At 55.3% G+C, this 14461-nt stretch carries 19 protein-coding genes, 1 tRNA gene and 1 pseudogene; 11 read left to right on the top strand and 10 right to left on the bottom strand.

The annotated features are described in order from the left end of the window. Position 1 precedes the first annotated feature (1 nt). Positions 2–556: a DUF2946 family protein gene (locus ABWQ00_RS06435; protein ID WP_353237853.1), complete on the top strand. Its 555-nt coding sequence runs from the start codon at positions 2–4 to the stop codon at positions 554–556. A gap of 42 nt (positions 557–598) precedes the next feature. Here the strand turns inward: ABWQ00_RS06435 and ABWQ00_RS06430 are convergent, their stop codons facing one another. Then, entirely contained in the window at positions 599–1120 is a 522-nt protein-coding gene (locus ABWQ00_RS06430; RefSeq protein WP_353237852.1) for a c-type cytochrome, read from the bottom strand. 140 nt (positions 1121–1260) lie between these two features. On the opposite strand from ABWQ00_RS06430, the gene ABWQ00_RS06425 reads away from it, so the two are divergent. After that, positions 1261–1336, top strand: a tRNA-Arg gene (locus tag ABWQ00_RS06425). A gap of 125 nt (positions 1337–1461) precedes the next feature. Here ABWQ00_RS06425 and pyrE read toward each other — a convergent pair. Then, positions 1462–2166 carry an orotate phosphoribosyltransferase gene (gene pyrE, locus ABWQ00_RS06420; RefSeq protein ID WP_353237851.1) on the bottom strand — a complete coding sequence of 235 codons (705 nt, stop codon included), beginning with the start codon at positions 2164–2166 and terminating at the stop codon, positions 1462–1464. Here pyrE and ABWQ00_RS06415 point away from each other — a divergent pair. Next, the gene (locus ABWQ00_RS06415) at positions 2165–2968 is read left to right on the top strand and encodes an exodeoxyribonuclease III (RefSeq protein WP_353237850.1); all 804 of its coding nucleotides are present in this window, start codon (positions 2165–2167) and stop codon (positions 2966–2968) included. The genes pyrE and ABWQ00_RS06415 overlap by 2 nt on opposite strands. Positions 2969–2983: 15 nt before the next feature. On the opposite strand, the gene ABWQ00_RS06410 is transcribed toward ABWQ00_RS06415, so the two are convergent. Both ABWQ00_RS06410 and ABWQ00_RS06405 read right to left on the bottom strand, forming a co-directional pair. Continuing rightward, positions 2984–3700 (bottom strand): class I SAM-dependent methyltransferase, encoded by a 717-nt coding sequence (locus ABWQ00_RS06410; protein WP_353237849.1) that lies wholly within the window; start codon positions 3698–3700, stop codon positions 2984–2986. 118 nt (positions 3701–3818) lie between these two features. Continuing rightward, positions 3819–4133 (bottom strand): BON domain-containing protein, encoded by a 315-nt coding sequence (locus tag ABWQ00_RS06405; RefSeq protein ID WP_353237848.1) that lies wholly within the window; start codon positions 4131–4133, stop codon positions 3819–3821. A 303-nt stretch (positions 4134–4436) separates the two neighbouring features. Here ABWQ00_RS06405 and ABWQ00_RS06400 point away from each other — a divergent pair, with 303 nt between their 5' ends. The 3 genes from ABWQ00_RS06400 to ABWQ00_RS06390 are packed head-to-tail and all read left to right on the top strand — an operon-like array spanning position 4437 to position 5217. After that, the gene (locus ABWQ00_RS06400; protein WP_353237847.1) at positions 4437–4712 is read left to right on the top strand and encodes a hypothetical protein; all 276 of its coding nucleotides are present in this window, start codon (positions 4437–4439) and stop codon (positions 4710–4712) included. Beyond that, positions 4712–5095 (top strand): hypothetical protein, encoded by a 384-nt coding sequence (locus ABWQ00_RS06395; protein ID WP_353237846.1) that lies wholly within the window; start codon positions 4712–4714, stop codon positions 5093–5095. The genes ABWQ00_RS06400 and ABWQ00_RS06395 overlap by 1 nt, the downstream gene beginning before the upstream one ends. Next, positions 5092–5217, top strand: coding sequence for a hypothetical protein (locus ABWQ00_RS06390; protein ID WP_353237845.1), 126 nt, complete (start codon positions 5092–5094; stop codon positions 5215–5217). Before ABWQ00_RS06395 ends, ABWQ00_RS06390 begins: the two co-directional genes overlap by 4 nt. Positions 5218–5307: 90 nt before the next feature. Here ABWQ00_RS06390 and ABWQ00_RS06385 read toward each other — a convergent pair whose 3' ends face one another. Beyond that, on the bottom strand, positions 5308–5541 hold the full coding sequence (locus ABWQ00_RS06385; RefSeq protein ID WP_353237844.1) for a YMGG-like glycine zipper-containing protein: 234 nt from the start codon (positions 5539–5541) through the stop codon (positions 5308–5310). Positions 5542–5709: 168 nt separating this feature from the next. Between ABWQ00_RS06385 and ABWQ00_RS06380 the strand changes: the two genes are divergently transcribed. Then, a complete protein-coding gene (locus ABWQ00_RS06380; RefSeq protein ID WP_353237843.1) occupies positions 5710–6351 on the top strand; it encodes an MBL fold metallo-hydrolase in 642 nt (213 codons plus the stop codon). A gap of 15 nt (positions 6352–6366) precedes the next feature. Here ABWQ00_RS06380 and ABWQ00_RS06375 read toward each other — a convergent pair whose 3' ends face one another. After that, positions 6367–7239, bottom strand: a complete 873-nt coding sequence (locus tag ABWQ00_RS06375; RefSeq protein WP_353237888.1) for a M48 family metallopeptidase — start codon at positions 7237–7239, stop codon at positions 6367–6369. 85 nt (positions 7240–7324) lie between these two features. On the opposite strand from ABWQ00_RS06375, the gene ABWQ00_RS06370 reads away from it, so the two are divergent. The 4 genes and pseudogenes from ABWQ00_RS06370 (at position 7325) to ABWQ00_RS06355 (ending at position 11351) form a co-directional block, all read left to right on the top strand. Further along, positions 7325–8695: an AmpG family muropeptide MFS transporter gene (locus tag ABWQ00_RS06370; RefSeq protein WP_353237842.1), complete on the top strand. Its 1371-nt coding sequence runs from the start codon at positions 7325–7327 to the stop codon at positions 8693–8695. 185 nt (positions 8696–8880) lie between these two features. Beyond that, positions 8881–9526: pseudogene (locus ABWQ00_RS06365) on the top strand (sensor histidine kinase); the annotation flags it as partial. A gap of 119 nt (positions 9527–9645) precedes the next feature. Continuing rightward, positions 9646–10257 (top strand): class I SAM-dependent methyltransferase, encoded by a 612-nt coding sequence (locus ABWQ00_RS06360; protein WP_353237841.1) that lies wholly within the window; start codon positions 9646–9648, stop codon positions 10255–10257. 8 nt (positions 10258–10265) lie between these two features. Then, positions 10266–11351 (top strand): hypothetical protein, encoded by a 1086-nt coding sequence (locus tag ABWQ00_RS06355; RefSeq protein ID WP_353237840.1) that lies wholly within the window; start codon positions 10266–10268, stop codon positions 11349–11351. Here ABWQ00_RS06355 and ABWQ00_RS06350 read toward each other — a convergent pair. From ABWQ00_RS06350 to ABWQ00_RS06335, 4 genes are all read right to left on the bottom strand, one after another. After that, positions 11346–12074: a hypothetical protein gene (locus tag ABWQ00_RS06350; protein WP_353237839.1), complete on the bottom strand. Its 729-nt coding sequence runs from the start codon at positions 12072–12074 to the stop codon at positions 11346–11348. The two genes, ABWQ00_RS06355 and ABWQ00_RS06350, sit on opposite strands and share 6 nt — an antisense overlap. A gap of 505 nt (positions 12075–12579) precedes the next feature. Then, positions 12580–13365 carry a glycosyltransferase family 2 protein gene (locus tag ABWQ00_RS06345; RefSeq protein WP_353237838.1) on the bottom strand — a complete coding sequence of 262 codons (786 nt, stop codon included), beginning with the start codon at positions 13363–13365 and terminating at the stop codon, positions 12580–12582. Beyond that, positions 13362–14246 (bottom strand): glycosyltransferase family 2 protein, encoded by an 885-nt coding sequence (locus ABWQ00_RS06340; protein ID WP_353237837.1) that lies wholly within the window; start codon positions 14244–14246, stop codon positions 13362–13364. The genes ABWQ00_RS06345 and ABWQ00_RS06340 overlap by 4 nt, the downstream gene beginning before the upstream one ends. A gap of 6 nt (positions 14247–14252) precedes the next feature. Continuing rightward, positions 14253–14459 (bottom strand): zinc-finger domain-containing protein, encoded by a 207-nt coding sequence (locus tag ABWQ00_RS06335; protein ID WP_353237836.1) that lies wholly within the window; start codon positions 14457–14459, stop codon positions 14253–14255. Positions 14460–14461: the final 2 nt, after the last annotated feature.

Below are 14461 nucleotides of genomic sequence, written 5' to 3'. Positions count from 1 at the left end.
AATGGATGAGATGGTTCGACAAGCCATGGCCAAGTGGCCGAACGTGCCCGATTGCTATGGGTGGCTGGGTCTCGATGCCCGTGGACAGTGGCTGATGCGTGATGATCGGGTTCAGGCTCTGGGGTCATTCCAAGAGGGCCCGAGCTCAGCAAAGGGCTCGGTATTGCAGCACGAGAAACTCATCGCATTCATCGAGCGCAATTACGCACGCAATGAAAAAGGCTGGTGGTTTTTTCAAAATGGACCCCAGCGGGTCTTCATTGAACTGGCAGTGACCCCCTTCATATGGCGCATGAACGACGCATTTGAAGTGCATGCTCACACGGGGGCATTGGCCCATCCCAAAGCGTGTTGGCTCGACGAAACGGGCCGAGCCTATCTGGAAACCGACTTGGGTTTTGGACTGGTGCACACCATGGATGTCTCCAGACTTGCAAACGCCTTGGAGCAGGGTATTTGGGCAACACAGGAATGCCAGTCCTGTGAATTGCCGGAAGTCTTTGGGTACGAGCGCAGCCCCCAGTTGGCGCAAGCCCAAAAAAAGGACAAGGCATAAAAAAACCGACTTCAAAAAGTCGGTTTTTAAAACAGACGGCGATTATTTGGCGGCTTCAGCAGCAGGTGCTTTGGGCACTTCAAATTTACCACCAGCGCTGTTGACCAAATAAACCACGGCACGGGCAATTTCAGTGTCGTTGAAGTCACCGCCCGCTTGTGCTCCCATGGCTCCCTTGCCCTTCAAGGCAGAATTGACCAAACCATCAAGGCCTTGACCTAGGCGACCACTCCAGGCGCTCGCCACAGCAAACTTGGGAGCGCCAGCCGCACCTGCGTCATGGCAAGCGGCACATTGTGCTTTGTAAACCTCGTCACCATTTTTGAGAGGGCGGTTCGCATCACGCACTTCCACAGTGCCCACTTTCTGGATACGCAGGGCAGTTGCCTTCTCAAGGTCCACAGCACCTGCAGCAGGCTTGTTGTCCGAAGTGACATAAAACACCAAGCCGATGATGATGAACACGGGAATAACAAAAGAGGCAAAACTCAGCATCAGCATCTGCATGGGAGTTTTGACGGGACCTGTGTGGGCTTCGTGTTGATCGTGGCTGTTGTCGCTCATGAAATCCTCTTTGGGGGATGGCCGCAAGGGCTGTGGTGGTGATCAAAATCAACCTGCGATTATAGCGGCCCACCCTTCACCGATCTTTCAAAACGGACAAGTCAAGTCACAAGCCGTGTGATAATCGGTCGATCGAAAGTGCGGCTGTAGCTCAGTGGATAGAGTATTGGCCTCCGAAGCCAAGGGTCGTGGGTTCGATCCCCGCCAGCCGCACCAATTGCGATCGACAAGCAGCCCTTGGCTTGACGCCTTTCACCTTCGGATCACCCAAAAGGAACAGGGGCTAAAGAATCGAGTCCATACGCCATCGGGGAAATGGCCTGCCTCATGCGAAAGTCGAATCAAACGCCGTAGCGTTCTCTGTAAGCGCGAACCACAGGCAGGTGCTCACCCCATGCGCTGTCGGCGTGGGAGGCTAAAAAATCAAGCAAATCGGACAATTGGGCAATGGTGCACACCTGCATGCCCAGCGTGTTGCGCACATATTGAACGGCGCTGTGGGGGACATCCTTGATGGAACCATCGACTTGCTTTTCGGTTGCCATTTCTTGGCGGTCGAGTGCAATCGCAATGGCGTGGGGGGTAGCCCCAGCGGCCTGGATCAGGGCAATGGATTCGCGTGCAGCGGTACCAGCGCTCATCACGTCATCCACGATCAGCACACGCCCCTTGAGCGGGGCGCCTACCAGGCTACCGCCCTCGCCGTGGTCTTTGGCTTCTTTGCGGTTGTAGGCAAAAGGCACGTTCTTGCCCAGTCGGGCCAGCTCAACCGCCACCGCTGCGCCCAGCGGGATCCCCTTGTAAGCCGGGCCGAAAATCATGTCGAATTCGATGCCGCTGGCCAACAGCGCTTTTGCATAGAATTGCGCCAGTCGGCTGAGCTTGGCGCCGTCGTCAAACAGACCGGCGTTGAAGAAGTAGGGGCTCATCCGACCGGCTTTGGTCTTGAATTGCCCAAAGCGCAAGACGCCCGAATCGACCGCAAACTGCACAAATTCCTGAGCGAGCGCCTGTGTATCGGCGCTGCTTGCCTGTCCTGTCACCATGGGGAAATCCTTGTTCAAACTCACCAGCCTCAACCTCAACGGCATCCGTTCGGCCACGACCAAAGGGGTCACCGCATGGCTGGCGCAAGAAAAGCCTGATTGTATTTGCGTGCAGGAAGTCAAAGCCCAGGCCCCCGACGTGGCGGGCAAGTTTGAAGAACTGGCCGGTTTGAAGGGGTACTTTCACTTTGCCGAAAAAAAAGGCTACTCGGGCGTGGCCGTTTACACCCGCCACGAACCCAGCGAGGTGGTGGTGGGCTTTGATGGCGGGGAGTTCGATGCCGAAGGCCGCTATGTGGAGCTGCGCTTTGACACACCCACACGCAAGATGTCCATCATCAGCAGCTACTTTCCAAGTGGCTCATCGGGCCCCGAGCGGCAAGAGGCCAAGTTTCGTTTCTTGGACAAGATGTACCCGCACCTGATGGCGCTCAAGGAAGAGCGCGAATTTGTGGTGTGCAGCGACATCAACATTGCCCACCAGCAAGCGGATCTGAAAAACTGGCGCAGCAACCAGAAAAACAGCGGATTCTTGCCCGAAGAGCGCGCCTGGATGACCCGGCTGACCACCGAAGGCGGCGTGGTGGATGTGTACCGCCAACTGCAACCCCACACCACCGACGACTGTTACACCTGGTGGAGCAACCGGGGTCAAGCCTATGCCAAGAACGTGGGCTGGCGGCTGGACTACCACTTGGCGACACCCGCGCTGGCCGAAAAGGCACGCAAGGAGTCCATCTACAAGACCGAGAGGTTTTCGGACCATGCACCGTTCACGGTGGAATACGATTTCAGCCTGTAAGCACGAGCTCAAGCTTCAGGCGCGGGTATAGGTCAGCATGCGGCCTTTGTAGGCGGGTGCATCCACTTGGGCAGGACGGTCCAGTAACTGCTCTTGCAGACTGAAACCCGCCAGCGCCATGTGCTTGTGAAACGCAGCGCGGTTGCCTCGGTTGGGGTCGACCACCCACACCTGCGATTGGACCGCAGCATGTGCATGGATGAAGCTGGCCAATGCGCCTTCGTCGTCCCGCTCGTACAAGATGTCGCTGCCCAAAATCAGATCAAACAGGCCCACAAGCTGTGCATCCTTGGCCGCAGTCAGCACAGGCAATCCGTCCTCGCGCAGCGCCGAACGTCCCCAGAGCCCGTGTCGGTAGCACAAGGGCTGCAGGCCATTGAGGCGGGCGTTTTCGTCCAAAAATGCACGCGCCAAAGGATGGCAGTCGCTGGCCGTGACCAAAGCCCCCCGGCGGTGTGCCACCAAGCTGGCCAAGCCCAGGCCGCAGCCAATTTCCAAAATGCGCTCCCCCGTGACGGGGCGCCGCGCCATGCGTTCCGCCAAGTGCATGCCAGAGGGCCACAGCAGGCCAAACAAGGGCCAATTCGCCGATGAGATGCCCAAATTCAAGGCCTCGTCCAAAGGGTCATGGAACTGGTGTTTGTCGAGCAAGGCGCGGATGACCAAGTCGTCCACGCCTGTAACCGCGACGCTGTCCTGACGGGTCAGGTAGCCGGGTGATGAAGGGTGCAAAAAAACAATCGGTGCAGCGCGCGTGCAGAAAATCAATAGGCGCTGGCTGAGACCACTGTACACCCAGTGATGCCTGCACCGGAGCGGACCATGTGGTCAGCTGCAGGGGCGCCATGCATCAAGGACGCACTGCGATCTCGTTGCGCACAGAGTTGACGCCTTTGACACCGCGAGCGATGGTTTCAGCTTTGTTGCGCTCTATAGTGCTTTTGGCAAAACCGGAAAGCATCACGGTCCTGTTCAGTGTTTCCACGCTGATGGACGAACCCGCCACATCTTTGTCCTCAAAAAAGCGTGACTTCACCAAGGCGGTGATGCCCGCGTCGTCGATGTAAGCGCCTACGGATTCTTGTCCACGCGTGACCGCGCAGCCAGATGCAAGCACCACAATCAGAGAAGCGGCCCATGTGGCCCAAGCCGTTTTTCGAATCATGTTGTTGTCCTATCGTTCAGTTGGTCGAAACAGCCAAGCCAAGGCTTGACTCCACGCTTGAAGCCATACCCCATCGGAATGGCCATGCAAGACCAGTCATCGTGTGCACGAACTGGCGAGGAGACCGTGCGATAGACCACACAAGGTGCGCTTGATTTTCAAAATGCGCCTTTGGTGTGTCAGCCCACAGACATGGCGTGAAGGGTCTCCTACAGTGAATGTCTCTCTTTTTCATTCACTGCAAAGGCCCATATGTCCGATTTAAAAACCGCAACCGAAAAAATGTCTTCGTTTGGCGCCACCATGAACAGCAATGTTGATGAATTGCTCAATGAAGCAAGACCTGTTTTGAGTCGAATGACCGACCGTGTCAAAGACGAGCTGCACGATCTGGGTGAATCTGGCAAAGAAGCCATGTCCGACGTCAAGCACAAGCTGGAAAAAGAAGCCCGGCATGTGCGTGTCAGTACCGAGCACTTCATTCAGCATGAGCCCATGGCTTCGGTGCTGATTGCAGCCGGTACTGGTGCTGCTGCGGCCTTGGCGGTGTCCTGGTTCATCCGATCACGCCAACGCTGATGCTCAAACTGCTGCTGAAAATGATGTTGCTGCCACCGGAGCTGATCAAATCGCATGCCCAAGGTTATGTGGATTTGGCCAGCGAGGTGGGTTCGCGCTACCTGTGCACGCTCAAAAACAGATGGGTGATGTTTGCACTGAGCGCGTTGACCATGGTGCTGGCCTTGATCTTCGGTGGCGTGGCCTTGATGCTGTGGAGCACCGCCTCTCAACTGGACGCATCGCAAGCGGCGGTTTTGTGGGGCTTGCCCAGCACCTTTTTGGTGATCAGTGCGCTGTTGGGGTGGCGCGCAAAAAGCTTGCGTTTGCCGTCCTTGTTGCAAGACATCCAGTCGCAGCTGCAGTTGGACCTCGAAGTCATTCGAACGGCTGACACGCCATGAGTGCCGAGTTGACGCCCCTTCAGCGTCTGGCCATATCACGAGGCCAGTTGGCGCACGCTTTGCGTGATCCTGTTTGGCTGATGCTGCTGCAGCGCTTTTTGAAAGAAAAACCGCTTTCTTAGTTGAGATCGGTTCATGGGTGTGGGCTCAACCCAGCCCAATAACCACAAAAGCACCAGCGCCATCGCCACACTTTCAAGCGCAGCAAGTTCTCACTTTTTGGGTTTGTCAATTTCATGGCCAATGATGCCCCCGACCGCGGCGCCCCCTAATGTCCCAGTGGTACTGCCCCCCGTCAGGATCGAGCCCCCAATGGCCCCCACCCCCGCACCGATGGCGGTGTTTTTCTCTTGTTGGGTCATGCCCGCGCAGGCGGTCAAAGCCAGCGTGGTCATGGCGAGCAGGGAGGTCCCTGCCATGCGAATCAGTGGATGAGCGGTGTGCATAGATGAACTCCTTAAGTAGGGCATACGAAGACTTGACCGCTGTTCGCGCCAACACGGCGCAGGCCGATCAAGCCGTTTCAGCATAAGGAGCGCTTAACGCAACGTCTGTGGCTTGGCGCACACGGGTGGGCATCAGGCGCAAAGGCCCTGCGTTCCTATAATTCCCGGATGCTGCAATACCAAACCATCCCCGTCACGCCCTTTCAGCAAAACTGCTCCCTTGTTTGGGACGACCAAAGCCAACAAGCTGCGGTGGTGGATCCGGGGGGTGACTTGGATTTGATTTTGGCCGCGGTCCATGAACACGGCCTGAAGCTGGAACAGATCTGGATCACGCACGGCCACTTGGACCACGCATCGGGCACGGCCGATCTGGCCGAACAACTGGGCGGCGTGCCCATCATTGGTCCACACCCGGCAGACCAGTTCTGGATCGACGGTTTGCCCCAAGCTGCAGCCGCTTATGGGTTTCCACCTGCAAGGGTGTTCAAGCCCACTCGTTGGCTGGCCGATGGCGACACCGTCACGCTGGGCGCGCACACGTTGCAGGTGAGGCATTGTCCCGGTCATACGCCAGGCCATGTGGTGTTTTATTCGCCAGAGATCAAGCGCGCTTTTGTGGGCGATGTGCTGTTTGCCGGCAGCATTGGGCGCACCGATTTTCCTCAAGGCAACCACGATGATTTGATCGCCAGCATCACTCAGCGTTTGTGGCCCATGGGCAACGACACGGTGTTCATTTCTGGACACGGCCCCGAAAGCACATTTGGGCGTGAGCGGCAAAGCAACCCCTATGTGGGCGGCACCTGAAGCGTGCCCGGCTGCTTAGCCCTTTCGGGCTTGTTCGTACAAGCGCTGGACTTTGGGCAGGTTGGCCTGAAGCTCTTCGATGCGGTTACTGCCGCTGGGGTGCGTGGATAAAAAAGACGGTCCGCCATTGCCGCTGGCCGACTGCATTTTTTGCCAAAGCGTCACACTGGCTTCGGGCTTGTAGCCACCACGCGCTGCAATCTCCAGGCCCACCAAGTCAGATTCGGTTTCGTCATCGCGGCTGTACTTCAGGGTGAGCAGTTGGGTGCCCAGGTTGGCTGCGGCATCGCCCAAGGCGCCTAAGCCCAATAGTTGGGATGCGACTGAGAGGCCAAAGCTGGTGGCCTGGCTTTTGGCCAGACGTGCGCGGGCGTGCTCTCGCAGCGCATGGGCCATCTCATGGCCCATGATCATCGCGGCTTCGTCGTCGGTCAGCTTCAACTGGTCCAGGATGCCAGTGTAAAAAGCGATCTTGCCGCCGGGCATGCACCAAGCGTTGATTTGTTTGCTGCCAATCAAGTTGACTTGCCAGCGCCAGTCGCGTGAACGAGGGTTCCAAGGTGCGCTGTGAGGAATCAGCTTGTTGGCAATGGCTCTCAGGCGCTGCAACTGGGGGTGGTCGTCAGGTGCCAGTGCCCCTTTGGCTCGGGCTTCGGCCAATACTTGCGTGTACTGTTGCTGCGCCGAGTTTTCGAGGGTTTCGGCAGGCACCAATTTGCGCAGGCCAGACGCTGAGCCCACATCCACCTGGGCCAAGGCCCCTGTTGCCCCCGCAGCTGCAGTGGCGCCAGCGGCCAGCAAGAAGGCCCGGCGTGCCTGCCAACGGGGTGACTCCGATGTTGATGGAACAACGGTTGCGGTGGTTTTGAAATCGCAAATAAAGCACATGGTTTGCAAATGATAACGAATGCTTCGGGTTTGCAGCAGCCTAAGGTGCTTTTCGCCATGCTGTGCAGCAGCCGATAATCTGCCCATGTTTGAAACTGCTGCCCCACATCACCCCTCCACGCACGCCACCGTGCGCACTTGGCGCGAGGCGCTGCGTCTGTATTTGCAGCCCGCCAGCTTGCGCATGCTGGCGCTGGGCTTTGCAGCCGGCCTGCCTTTGCTGCTGGTTTTGGGCACGCTCAGTTTCAGGTTGCGCGAGGCGGGCATTGACCGCAGCACGATTGGCTACCTCAGTTGGGTGGGCTTGGCCTATGGCGTGAAATGGATGTGGGCGCCCCTGGTCGACCGCATGCCCATTCCCTGGCTCACGCGGCAGCTGGGGCGCAGGCGCAGCTGGCTGCTGTTGTCGCAAATCGTCATTGCTGGCGGTTTGGTGGGCATGGCGCTCAATGACCCGTCTCAATTGCTCGGCCCCTTGGTGGCCTGCGCTTTGGCGGTGGCCATCGCGTCGGCCACCCAAGACATTGCGTTGGACGCCTACCGCATCGAGTCGGCCGAGGTGAACGCGCAAGCCGCATTGGCCGCCAGTTACCAAACGGGTTACCGCTTGGCCATGATCTGGGCCGGGGCGGGCGTGTTGTGGATCGCCGCCTGGGCGCAAGGCGAACAAACCACGGGCTATGCCCAGTCGGCTTGGCAAGTGGGTTATTTGGTCATGGCGCTCAGCATGTTGCCCGGCATGCTGGTGGTGCTGGGTTCACCCGAACCGGTGCCCGCCCCCTTCAAGCCCGCGCGCAACGTGGCCGAGTGGCTCCAAGGCGCGGTGATCGAGCCCTTTGCCGATTTTTGGCTGCGCTACCGCTGGCAGGCGGTGCTGTTTTTGGCGCTGATTGCGGTCTACCGCATCAGCGATGTGGTCATGGGCATCATGGCCAACCCGTTTTATGTGGACATGGGGTTTACCAAAAGCGAAGTGGCGGGCGTGACCAAGGTGTATGGGGTGATCATGACTTTGGTGGGCGCGTTCGTAGGCGGTTTGCTGTCGGCCCGATTTGGCGTGATGCGTGTGCTCATGTTGGGCGCGGTGCTGAGTGCGGCCAGCAATCTGTTGTTTGTGTGGCTCAGTGGCGTGGGGCACGACGTGCAAGCCCTGGTGTGGGTCATCTCGGCCGACAACCTGGCCAGCGGCATCGCCTCTGCGGCCTTCATCGCCTATTTGTCATCGCTTACCAACATCAGCTATTCGGCCACCCAATACGCGCTGCTCAGCTCCATGATGCTGCTTCTGCCCAAGTTCATCGCGGGCTTTTCAGGTGATTTTGTCGATGCCTACGGTTATGCCCACTTTTTCACCGCCACGGCTTGGTTGGGCGTGCCGGTGTTGGTGTTGGTGGTGTTGGCTGCGCGGGTGCATGCGCGTGTGCCGGAACATGCATCGCCGCGTGCCTCGCGATGACGGCTTTCCCGTCACTGCGAGCGAAGCGACGCGGCTATCCGTGTGGCGTTTAGCAAACTTTACCGTCGGATCACCTGTGACCCAGTGCTGCGAGTGATGATCAGGCCGTGAATCAACGCTTACTGATCGAAGACGCTGCACTCAGCGGCCTGGAACGTTTGCAAACGCCGGCATTGAGTTGGTGATCCTCGCACGAGTTGCGCTCGCCGTTGGCACGCATCCGCATTGGCTGGAATTGTTGAACAACCCTACAGCAGAACCGTTGGCACTAGAGTGATACCGCGCCGAGATCTCTTGCAACATAGCCGAGCTTGATCAGCTGGTTGACGAAGTCCTGTTGGCCAGCCGTTTGGATGCGCGGGAGGCGGACATCGGCACTATCGAGGCGGAGGACCTAGTGGGTCTGTGCGCCGAGGAGAGCGCCCGCGTAAGAGCCCTGCTGGCCGTGCCCGAAGGCATGACCAGCCTTGAGGTGCAGGGCGTGGCCAAACTGCTGCGCCGCATGGTACGCAACCTGCTGGAAAATGCCGTGCGCTACGGCGCTTCGGACGGACACGAAGACGATGTGGTGCTGGGCCTGTCAGGCCAGTGCGGGGCCCCCGAGTTACGCGTTTCCGACCGTGGTCCGGGCGTACCTGTCGCATACAGAGAGCGGATTTTTGAGTCCTTTTTCCGTTTGCTAGGGGCCAGCGAACGCGCTGGAGGCGTTGGCTTGGGTCTGGCGCTGGTCAAGTCGATTGCTGAGCGGCATGGGTGGGGGTGAGATGTGAGGGTCTGAGTGGGGGAGGTGCTTGTTTTGTGATCTTTGGGTTGGACCAACAACGACTCTGACCCTGAACTTGCTGATACCACTGCACTTGTATGATGTAGTCCATCTTTGCGGGCGAGGACAATGTTGATTTTCTTGTGTTTTTAGGCCCGTGCCAGTCACAAGATAAACGAAAGAAACCATGAAAGAAACAGTGCATTTGGACTTGGGCTGCGGCAGTCGCGCCAGAAATCCTTACCGGAGAGAAAAGTTGATTGGCTGTGATTTTGCCGAGCTAGAACAGCTCACACACGTAGACAACTTCGCCTTCGTTGCTGTGGATTTGAGCAAAAACCGGCTTCCCTTCGAGGATGCAACTTTTGATTCGGTCTCAGCGTTCGATTTCATTGAGCATATCCCCAGACAGGCTTACCGGTTCGACGGTACTATCGTTTTTCCTTTTATGGAGTTGATGTCAGAAATCTATCGGGTCTTGAAACCTAATGGACTTTTTCTTGCAAGTACGCCTGCCTATCCAAGACCTGAAGCATTTCAAGATCCTACGCACGTGAATTTCATCACAGAGAAAACACACGAATATTTTTGTGGCGATGCTCCGTATGCAGAGCGTTACGGATTTACCGGCCGTTTCGAAGCGCATAGGATTGTCTGGGAGCCACAAAAAAACACCTACGCAGGCAGCTCCAGAGGGATGCGGGAGTGGTGGCGAAAAAACGTCGAGTTTCGATTCTTCAAAGGAGGATTCAGTCATCTGACATGGGAGCTACAGGCCATCAAACCAGATACACCGTGAGGTTGCTCATGCAGTTGCACAAACTCTTCTTTAAGTCGAACGGTGTTCCCCGACCTTGGCTTAAAAGAATCTTGTTCGACAAATACTTGCAACTCAAAGGGCTCTGGCGGTGGGTTGTGTTGGACTCCAGCGGAGATACCCGTAAGACGTTTTCAGATTGGTACTCGCTGGTATTGCACAACCCGGATCCAGCGATAGCCTCCGGTTGGCCAGCACAGCGTGATGTACTTTTGAAGTCTCGTCCTTTTGGGGAACGCAAAACTATTACTGTTGTGTCGCCCAACGCTACGCTTTATGTTGCGCGCATGCTTAGGTGGCAACTTTCCCGTTTTAAATTGCAGGCTGAGCTGGTCACTGAAATGCCTCAGCACTTCGGTGATGGCTTGTACATAGTGATTTGCCCACAAACTTACAAACGCTTGCCACCCAGAGAGCAAAGAATTGTTTTCCAGATGGAGCAATCGGTGTCTACTCGGTGGTTCACCCAAGAGTACCTCAACGTCCTTTATAACTCTTTAGCAGTGTTTGATTATTCACTTAAGAACATCGCATTTTTAGATTCGCGGCTGCCGGGGCAGTTAAGGCTACACCACGTCCCTGTAGAGCCAGCTCCCTTGGGTGCTTTGTTCCCAGCGCAACTAACGCCTGCTGTTAAGCCCGCAGATCGGCAAGGGATCATTTTTTATGGAGATCCTAAGAGTGCGCGCCGCCAGAAATTCCTCAAGGAATTGAAACAATACTTCGAGATTGATGTCGTGCAGGGACTTTATGGAGAAGCACTCTGGTGCAAATTAATGCAGGCTGAGCTGGTGCTCAACATTCACTACTACGAGGATGCCCTGCTTGAAACTACCCGCATCAGTGAATGCCTTTGCCTGGGATTAACTGTCATCTCTGAAGCTTCAATAGATCAAAGCGTGCATTCGAGCTATGACAGCCGAGTTATTTTTACACCGGTTGGAGACACAGAAGCGATGGTTCAGGCAATTGCTAGGCAATTATCCACCCCCCATAGGCACGAACCATCGAGCCAGAATAATTTTGGGAGCGGTGCGGATTTAAAACAGGCGCTGCAAAGCCTAAAAGTCCTATGAGTTTGATTTTTTTATGGACCTGAAGAGTTCTTTTATCGATTCTTTCCACTGCCTCAATTTTTGATCTTTTATGTCGTTACCACTAACGCTCAGTAGTGCTCCGATGTGGTGGCAAACCCCATTTTCCATATAAGCGCTGTATTTCCCATCTCTTCTGAGGCTTCGAGAAATATGGCGTTCTTTTTTAAATTTAGAAAAACCCCCAACAGATCGCCACGTCTCGATTGCCGCAAGATGTGGGTTGAAGGTGTATCCGTGCCATTGGTCGTGCAGTCCGTCCAGCCGCACACAATTCAAGCCGCTCCTTTGAAAATGCACAATCCGAGCAGTCTCTTCTGTACTAAAAGCGAAATCCTCGATCTTTCTAAAGCAAACTTGAGACAATTCTGGATTTTCTCTTAGCAAATCCATGGCCGATATCAAGTCGATTGAGCTATCGAAATGCCAGTCGTCTTCGCTGTGAAAAACATATGGTGTCTCGATCAAGCTGTAAGCATGATCTACCGCGGCGTGATGCCCCAGTTGCCGATCCAAGGAAACCAGCTGACCTTGGGGGCAAAGTTCGCGAAAAACTGAATTGGTGGCTTCATCACGGAAATCGTTGATGGCAATGACTTTTTCGAAATGTACATGAGCCAACAGACTGGCCAAAGAACTTCTGAGCAGGTCAGGCCGCAGCCCGATTGTTAGGCAAAGTGTGATGTCGCTGGTTTGATTTATCATTTTTGCTTTCAAAGTAAATTTTCAATGATCAATGGCATTTACCTTGTATGGGGGCCGATGTACATCTCCCAACACTCGCGTGAAAAAAAGCCTTTTGAGACCAGCCTCAGTTGCCCCAATAGCCGTCTTGCTTTGAATATCCAACGCACAGAACCAGTCGCCTTGTAATTGCTTTTGATATCATTTTCCTGGGTGTAAGAGTGTGTTTGAAGTTTGACCCTCTGCATATCCCGTGACCAACGCCCCTTGTTGGCCCCGATGTCATAAACTGTCGAAATTGTGAGCCCATTCTTCTGAAGAAGGACCAGAGTTTTTTGGGGTTTGCGACGATTTAACCAGCGATTAAGCCAGCCATCTAAATGGATATTAAATATCATTAAAAACCTAAAAAGAGAAATTGCCAAATTTAATTTTTAAGTCGATAAGGTCTTAACGACGGGTCCTCTGTGGGGAAATTGTTAATCTTATTTCGTGGATGGTGTTCATGATAAATTGATATTTGATATTATCGTGCGGCGGTTTTTTCTAGTAAGTTTTTATCATATTTAATCATTGAATAGCGAAAAAAGCATTCAAGGGCGATAAAAAAGCAGAATAAAAATCCCTCTGCACCACAAAGAAAGCCGCGTCTAAAAATATAGAGCTGGAGAAAGTTAGCAAAAGCAGAGGCAAAGCCACGCAAGATGCCGCCGCGTTTACCGTTTCCTGCACGCTTAAGTGCACCCAGTTGTGCATATTGCGCCAGTTTTTGCAAACTGCCATAGATCGTCTCACGGGAATAGTGCAGCAATCTGCCTTTGAACTTGATGACTGGCGTTGTGGCATTTCGAACAATCGCTCCTTCATGGACAACGCCATCAAAACGGGCCAAGTTGCTAGTAGGAAACATGCGCTGCACGCCACCAGTAGACTTCATTAGGGTTAAAGGTCTTCCGTAAGCCACTTGGTTCCACAAAACTTCCCACGTGGCTTGTTGGCCACTGGAAACTGCAGCCTGTATTTCGACCTGGAGTGCTGGCGTGATGACCTCGTCTGCATCCAAGAAAAAAATATAGTCACAAGAGCAGTATTGGAGCAATCGGTTGCGCTGTTCTGCGAAGCCTTGCCAATCGGCATGAGTATGGACTTGAGCACCTAGGCCTTGAGCTATGGCGACGGTGTCGTCTTTGCTGCCGCTGTCCACCACTACAATTTGGGTTGCAAATTTGGCGCTTTGGATGCATTGCTCAATGCGGCGAGCCTCGTTCATGGTGAGGATGCCTATGCAAAGTGTGGGTTGGGGTTGGTTCATGATGTTTTCCAATCTGTCACGCCTCTGAATCTCCCCCACATACGGGCGAGCAACCTAGGGTTGAAAGCCAAAACTCTCAGGGGTAGCGTCAGTGCGGTTCCCCACAATAGTTTGCTTTGCTGTTGGCGGGCAACATGGAGGCTTTGGTATTTGCGGGTGTAAATCAACTTGGACTGGGCGTGATGGTAACCACGCAAATACTCGCTGCGTAATGGGCTTTTGCCGCGCACGCTGCCGCGCGAGCGGTGGGTGGCTGTGGCAGACGGGTCAATGACCATGGCTTGTCGCTGATTGAACAAGCGTGTGCAAAGGTCATCGTCTTCGTAATACAGGAAAAACTGTTCGTCAAAAAAGCGGCCGCCAAAGGCTGACATGCGCAGCAGCATGGCGGCCCCACAAATGAAACCGACACATGCAGGGCCATCCGTCACTGCGGGGCCTTGACTATGCCAAAGCAAATGCGGCCAGCGGTAATTGACTTCGGGCGCGCCACTGGCTTGCAGCAACTGTGGCGCCACCATGGCGGCATCTGGCCATTGGTGGGCGGTCTGCAGCAATCGGTGGATGGCTTCGGTCGTGATTTCGCAGTCGGGGTTGAGCAGCAACGCAAACGGAGTCTGCACTTGCGCCAAGGCCCGGTTGTTGGCCGCACCAAACCCCAAATTGGTGGGCAGTGCGATCACTTGGGCCTGGGGCAGGTGCTTTAACGCCAGTTGTGCGCAGCCATCGTCACTGCCGTTGTCTACCACGATGATGTGGGGGCAAGCTGCAAGGTGGCGGCCTAGCTCGGGCAAACAATGCGCGCTGTTGAATGTGACGATCACCACCGTCACTTCATTGAGCAGCCCCTGATTGACGGCGCTCGCCGTGCCGTCTGTCATACGGCTTCAGTGGTGGTGCCCCACCACCTCCCCGGCTTTCAGCTTGTACACGGTGCCGCAATACGGGCACTTGGCCTCACCAGTTTTGGCCACGTCTAGGTACACCTTGGGGTGGCTGTTCCAGATTTTCATGTCAGCCTTGGGGCTGGGGCAAAACACACCGCCTTGGGGGTTCAGGTCGGTGGCCAGCAGTTCAACAGATGCGTTGCTCATGG

The sequence above is a fragment of the Limnohabitans sp. genome, assembly GCF_040400975.1.
Classification (GTDB): domain Bacteria; phylum Pseudomonadota; class Gammaproteobacteria; order Burkholderiales; family Burkholderiaceae_C; genus Limnohabitans_A.
Note: the sequence above shows the minus strand (reverse complement) of the source record. Positions and strands in the feature narration are given on the sequence as shown.

What these genes read in the sequence shown, in the direction of transcription:
- ABWQ00_RS06345 (WP_353237838.1), bottom strand. Translation starts at nt 13,365, where the DNA reads ATGAACCAACCCCAACCCACACTTTGCATAGGCATCCTCACCATGAAC.
- ABWQ00_RS06395 (WP_353237846.1), top strand. Translation starts at nt 4,712, where the DNA reads ATGCTCAAACTGCTGCTGAAAATGATGTTGCTGCCACCGGAGCTGATC.
- ABWQ00_RS06385 (WP_353237844.1), bottom strand. Translation starts at nt 5,541, where the DNA reads ATGCACACCGCTCATCCACTGATTCGCATGGCAGGGACCTCCCTGCTC.
- ABWQ00_RS06390 (WP_353237845.1), top strand. Translation starts at nt 5,092, where the DNA reads ATGAGTGCCGAGTTGACGCCCCTTCAGCGTCTGGCCATATCACGAGGC.
- ABWQ00_RS06415 (WP_353237850.1), top strand. Translation starts at nt 2,165, where the DNA reads ATGGGGAAATCCTTGTTCAAACTCACCAGCCTCAACCTCAACGGCATC.
- ABWQ00_RS06370 (WP_353237842.1), top strand. Translation starts at nt 7,325, where the DNA reads ATGTTTGAAACTGCTGCCCCACATCACCCCTCCACGCACGCCACCGTG.
- ABWQ00_RS06435 (WP_353237853.1), top strand. Translation starts at nt 2, where the DNA reads ATGGATGAGATGGTTCGACAAGCCATGGCCAAGTGGCCGAACGTGCCC.
- ABWQ00_RS06430 (WP_353237852.1), bottom strand. Translation starts at nt 1,120, where the DNA reads ATGAGCGACAACAGCCACGATCAACACGAAGCCCACACAGGTCCCGTC.
- ABWQ00_RS06360 (WP_353237841.1), top strand. Translation starts at nt 9,646, where the DNA reads ATGAAAGAAACAGTGCATTTGGACTTGGGCTGCGGCAGTCGCGCCAGA.
- ABWQ00_RS06335 (WP_353237836.1), bottom strand. Translation starts at nt 14,459, where the DNA reads ATGAGCAACGCATCTGTTGAACTGCTGGCCACCGACCTGAACCCCCAA.
- ABWQ00_RS06380 (WP_353237843.1), top strand. Translation starts at nt 5,710, where the DNA reads ATGCTGCAATACCAAACCATCCCCGTCACGCCCTTTCAGCAAAACTGC.
- ABWQ00_RS06355 (WP_353237840.1), top strand. Translation starts at nt 10,266, where the DNA reads ATGCAGTTGCACAAACTCTTCTTTAAGTCGAACGGTGTTCCCCGACCT.
- pyrE (WP_353237851.1), bottom strand. Translation starts at nt 2,166, where the DNA reads ATGGTGACAGGACAGGCAAGCAGCGCCGATACACAGGCGCTCGCTCAG.
- ABWQ00_RS06340 (WP_353237837.1), bottom strand. Translation starts at nt 14,246, where the DNA reads ATGACAGACGGCACGGCGAGCGCCGTCAATCAGGGGCTGCTCAATGAA.
- ABWQ00_RS06375 (WP_353237888.1), bottom strand. Translation starts at nt 7,239, where the DNA reads ATGTGCTTTATTTGCGATTTCAAAACCACCGCAACCGTTGTTCCATCA.
- ABWQ00_RS06405 (WP_353237848.1), bottom strand. Translation starts at nt 4,133, where the DNA reads ATGATTCGAAAAACGGCTTGGGCCACATGGGCCGCTTCTCTGATTGTG.
- ABWQ00_RS06400 (WP_353237847.1), top strand. Translation starts at nt 4,437, where the DNA reads ATGAACAGCAATGTTGATGAATTGCTCAATGAAGCAAGACCTGTTTTG.
- ABWQ00_RS06350 (WP_353237839.1), bottom strand. Translation starts at nt 12,074, where the DNA reads ATGATAAATCAAACCAGCGACATCACACTTTGCCTAACAATCGGGCTG.